The following is a 5,508-nucleotide window of genomic DNA, read 5'->3' on the forward strand; positions in this document are numbered from 1 at the left end:
ATGTGTACGGCGGCGACCTACTCTCCCACCCCACCACAGGGCAGTACCATCGGCGCTGGACGGCTTAACTACCGGGTTCGGAAAGGGACCGGGTGGACCCCGCCCGCTATGACCGCCGTAACCCCAACCCCGACACCCCACACAGGAGCACGGGAAACCTCAAACAGCGTGCGCGAACACCCAGCATCTGCGGTGGACAAGCCCTCGGCCGATTAGTACCGGTCAGCTCCACCCCTCACAGGGCTTCCACATCCGGCCTATCAACCCCATCATCTCTAGGGAGCCTTACCCACTCAAAGGTGGCAGGAGACCTCATCTCGAAGCAAGCTTCCCGCTTAGATGCTTTCAGCGGTTATCTCTCCCGAACGTAGCCAACCAGCCATGCTCCTGGCGGAACAACTGGCACACCAGAGGTTCGTCCATCCCGGTCCTCTCGTACTAGGGACAGCCCTTCTCAAGTCTCCAACGCGCGCAGCGGATAGGGACCGAACTGTCTCACGACGTTCTAAACCCAGCTCGCGTGCCGCTTTAATGGGCGAACAGCCCAACCCTTGGGACCAACTCCAGCCCCAGGATGCGACGAGCCGACATCGAGGTGCCAAACCATCCCGTCGATACGGACTCTTGGGGAAGATCAGCCTGTTATCCCCGGGGTACCTTTTAGCCGTTGAGCGACGCCGCTTCCACACGCCGACGCCGGATCACTAGTCCCTGCTTTCGCACCTGCTCGACACGTCCGTCTCACAGTCAAGCTCCCTTGTGCACTTACACTCACCACCTGATTGCCAACCAGGCCGAGGGAACCTTTGGGCGCCTCCGTTACCCTTTAGGAGGCAACCGCCCCAGTTAAACTACCCACCAGACACTGTCCCCGAACCGGATCACGGCCCCAGGTTAGATGCCCGAAACAGCCAGAGTGGTATTTCACCAACGCCTCCACCCGAACTAGCGTCCAGGCCTCACAGGCTCCCACCTATCCTACACAAGCCATCCCAAACACCAATGTCAAGCTGTAGTGAAGGTCCCGGGGTCTTTCCGTCCTGCTGCGCGAAACGAGCATCTTTACTCGTAGTGCAATTTCACCGGGCCCACGGTTGAGACAGCGGGGAAGTCGTTACGCCATTCGTGCAGGTCGGAACTTACCCGACAAGGAATTTCGCTACCTTAGGATGGTTATAGTTACCACCGCCGTTTACCGGCGCTTAGATTCCCAGCTTCGACAGGACAAACCCGTCTAACCAGTCCTCTTAACGTTCCGGCACCGGGCAGGCGTCAGTCCGTATACAGCGTCTTACGACTTCGCACGGACCTGTGTTTTTAGTAAACAGTCGCTTCCCCCTGGCCTCTGCGACCCCACCCAGCTCCGGACGCGAAGTCCATCACCAGACAGGGCTCCCCTTCTCCCAAAGTTACGGGGACAATTTGCCGAGTTCCTTAACCATGGTTCACCCGAACGCCTCGGTATTCTCTACCAGACCACCTGCGTCGGTTTCGGGTACGGGCCGCCCACGCACTCGCTAGAGGCTTTTCTCGGCAGCACGGGATCACTCACTTCGGCTCAACGCCTCGACATCACGCCTCACCCGTCACGGAACACGGATTTACCTATGCTCCAGGCTACACGCTTGACCCGGGACAACCACCGCCCGGTAGAGCTACCCCCCTGCGTCACCCCATCGCTTACCTACTACCCCCTCGGACCCCACGCCGACCAGAAACAACACCCGAAGGCATCGCCCCAGCCGGTGGTGGTTAGCATCAGAAGCCTCGGTACTGGCGCACGCGGACGGGTACGGGAATATCAACCCGTTATCCATCGACTACGCCTGTCGGCCTCGCCTTAGGCCCCGACTCACCCTGGGCGGATTAACCTGCCCCAGGAACCCTTAGTCAATCGGCGCACACGTTTCTCACGCGTGTATCGCTACTCATGCCTGCATTCTCACTCCCACGCAGTCCACCACGGATCACTCCGCAACTTCACCCCACGCAGGACGCTCCCCTACCACACCAGACACTCCCGAAGAAGCACCCGGCATCCACGGCTTCGGCGGTGTGCTTAAGCCCCGCTACATTGTCGGCGCACAATCACTCGACCAGTGAGCTATTACGCACTCTTTCAAGGATGGCTGCTTCTAAGCCAACCTCCTGGCTGTCTCAGCAACTCCACAACCTTTACCACTTAGCACACGCTTAGGGGCCTTAGCCGATGATCTGGGCTGTTTCCCTCTCGACCACGAAGCTTATCCCCCGCAGTCTCACTGCCGCGCTCAACTTCACCGGCATTCGGAGTTTAGCTGACCTCAGTAACCTTGTCGGGCCCATCAGCCAACCAGTCGCTCTACCTCCGGCAAGCACCACACGACGCTGCACCTAAATGCATTTCGGGGAGAACCAGCTATCACGGAGTTTGATTGGCCTTTCACCCCTACCCACACCTCATCCCCCAGGTTTTCAACCCTGGTGGGTTCGGGCCTCCACGGAGTCTTACCCCCGCTTCACCCTGGACATGGGTAGATCACCCCGCTTCGGGTCCACAGCATGCGACTAATACGCCCTCTTCAGACTCGCTTTCGCTACGGCTCCCCCACCCGGGTTAACCTCGCCACACACCATGACTCGCAGGCTCATTCTTCAAAAGGCACGCCATCACCCAACCACAAAGACCAGGCTCTGACGGCTTGACGGCACACGGTTTCAGGTACTCTTTCACAACCCCTCACCGGGGCACTTTTCACCTTTCCCTCACGGTACTCGTCCACTATCGGTCACCAGGACGTATTCAGGCTTAGCAGGTGGTCCTGCCAGATTCACACGGAATTCCTCGGGCTCCGCGCTACTCGGGAACACGCCAACGACTAGACCCAGCCTTCGCCTACGGGACTCTCACCCACTCCGGTACCGTTTCCCACCGGTTTCGACTAACCGAGCCATCGCCGCGCCCAGCCGGCAGACCAGACCAGACGCGTCCCACAACCCCGCACACGCAACCCCTGCCGAGTATCACACGTGCACGGTTTAGCCATCATCCCCTTTCGCTCACCACTACTCAGGGAATCACTGTTGTTTTCTCTTCCTACGGGTACTGAGATGTTTCACTTCCCCGCGTCACCACCAACTGCCCTATACATTCAGACAGCGGCGACGTGCCATAACGCACGCCAGGTTCCCCCATTCGGACACCCACGGATCACCGCTCGGTTGACAACTCCCCGTGGACTATCGCGGCCTCCCACGTCCTTCATCGGCGCCTGGTGCCAAGGCATCCACCGTATGCCACACTCGCTTGGCCACCACAGAAACAAGATGCTCGCGCACACTATCCACAAATCAAAACACCCGCCACACACCCAGCCACCACCAGACCACACACAGCCCGAAGCAAGCCAGGATGGCACCACGGAAACCAACCACCCCACACACCCGCCAAGAACCAGACCAGAACCCGCACCAGGACAACCAGCCCACAAAGAACCAGCACCCCGGCAACAGACCCAACAGCCCGGCGCCCTCACCGAAAGCCCACCCGGCCGACCGACACCAGGACAACCCCAGCGCCAACCACAACCAGGCGACCCCCAGCCAGCGGGACGGTGCGAGGAAACGGTTGCTTCCTCAGACACCCAACAGCGCGCCCCCGCACCACCCACAGGCAGCACAGGGGAAAGTTCGTTCATCCCACACACCGAGTACCACACCCCGCACCCCAAGCAGCAGCCACCAAGCCACCACCCACACGGATACGAAGCGGGTTCCACTTACGAGCCGGTCGACCAAACAACCACAGGACGAAGCACCACACCCCGTCCCACACAGCCGACCACAAGCTCCTTAGAAAGGAGGTGATCCAGCCGCACCTTCCGGTACGGCTACCTTGTTACGACTTCGTCCCAATCACCAGCCCCACCTTCACACGCTCCCTCCCCGAAGGGTTAGGCCACGCGCTTCGGGTGTTGCCGACTTTCGTGACGTGACGGGCGGTGTGTACAAGGCCCGGGAACGTATTCACCGCGGCATTGCTGATCCGCGATTACTAGCGACTCCACCTTCATGGGGTCGAGTTGCAGACCCCAATCCGAACTGAGACCGGCTTTAAGAGATTCGCTCCGCCTCACGACATCGCACGCCCTCTGTACCGGCCATTGTAGCATGTTTGCAGCCCAAGACATAAGGGGCATGATGACTTGACGTCATCCCCACCTTCCTCCGAGTTGACCCCGGCAGTCTCCCATGAGTCCCCACCACCACGTGCTGGCAACATGGAACAAGGGTTGCGCTCGTTGCGGGACTTAACCCAACATCTCACGACACGAGCTGACGACAGCCATGCACCACCTGTCACCGATCCCCGAAGGACCCCCCATCTCTGGAGGATTACCGGCGATGTCAAGCCTTGGTAAGGTTCTTCGCGTTGCGTCGAATTAAGCAACATGCTCCGCCGCTTGTGCGGGCCCCCGTCAATTCCTTTGAGTTTTAGCCTTGCGGCCGTACTCCCCAGGCGGGGCGCTTAATGCGTTAGCTACGGCACGGAAACCGTGGAAAGTCCCCACACCTAGCGCCCAACGTTTACGGCGTGGACTACCAGGGTATCTAATCCTGTTCGCTCCCCACGCTTTCGCTCCTCAGCGTCAGGTAAGGCCCAGAGACCCGCCTTCGCCACCGGTGTTCCTCCTGATATCTGCGCATTTCACCGCTACACCAGGAATTCCAGTCTCCCCTACCTACCTCAAGCCTGCCCGTATCCACTGCACACCCGGAGTTAAGCCCCGGACTTTCACAGCAGACGCGACAGGCCGCCTACGAGCTCTTTACGCCCAATAATTCCGGACAACGCTCGGACCCTACGTATTACCGCGGCTGCTGGCACGTAGTTAGCCGGTCCTTATTCACCACCTACCGTCAACCCCAGGAAAACCCAAGGCCTGCGTGAGTGGTAAAAGAGGTTTACAACCCGAAGGCCTTCATCCCCCACGCGGCGTCGCTGCGTCAGGCTTCCGCCCATTGCGCAATATTCCCCACTGCTGCCTCCCGCAGGAGTCTGGGCCGTGTCTCAGTCCCAGTGTGGCCGGTCGCCCTCTCAGGCCGGCTACCCGTCATCGCCTTGGTAGGCCGTCACCCCACCAACAAGCTGATAGGCCGCGAGCCCATCCCCGACCGGAAGGAAAACCAACCTTTCCACCCCCACCCATGCGAGCAGGAGTCATATCCGGTATTAGACCCGGTTTCCCAGGCTTATCCCAGAGTCAGGGGCAGGTTACTCACGTGTTACTCACCCGTTCGCCGCTCGTGTACCCCGAAGGGCCTTACCGCTCGACTTGCATGTGTTAAGCACGCCGCCAGCGTTCGTCCTGAGCCAGGATCAAACTCTCCATCAAAGGTCACACACCAACCCCACACCCACACAAGGACGCGGGGCGGCAAACCTGAAACAGAGGCTCAACCCCAACCAACCACCCCGACCCACACAGAGCCAAGGCGGCGATCAAAGGAACCCCCACCCCCACTCAG

At 59.9% G+C, this 5,508-nt stretch carries 3 rRNA genes; all 3 read right to left on the reverse strand.

Features of this window, described 5'->3' with window-relative positions:
- Positions 1-4 precede the first annotated feature (4 nt).
- Positions 5-120 (reverse strand): 5S ribosomal RNA (gene rrf, locus AC529_RS19215).
- Between the two features lie 72 nt (positions 121-192).
- A 23S ribosomal RNA gene (locus tag AC529_RS19220) occupies positions 193-3,292 on the reverse strand.
- Positions 3,293-3,835: 543 nt separating this feature from the next.
- Positions 3,836-5,375 (reverse strand): 16S ribosomal RNA (locus AC529_RS19225).
- Together the 16S, 23S and 5S rRNA genes form the textbook arrangement of a ribosomal RNA operon.
- Positions 5,376-5,508 lie beyond the last annotated feature (133 nt).

The sequence above is a fragment of the Thermobifida cellulosilytica TB100 genome (assembly GCF_001517975.1).
GTDB classification, from domain to species: domain Bacteria; phylum Actinomycetota; class Actinomycetes; order Streptosporangiales; family Streptosporangiaceae; genus Thermobifida; species Thermobifida cellulosilytica.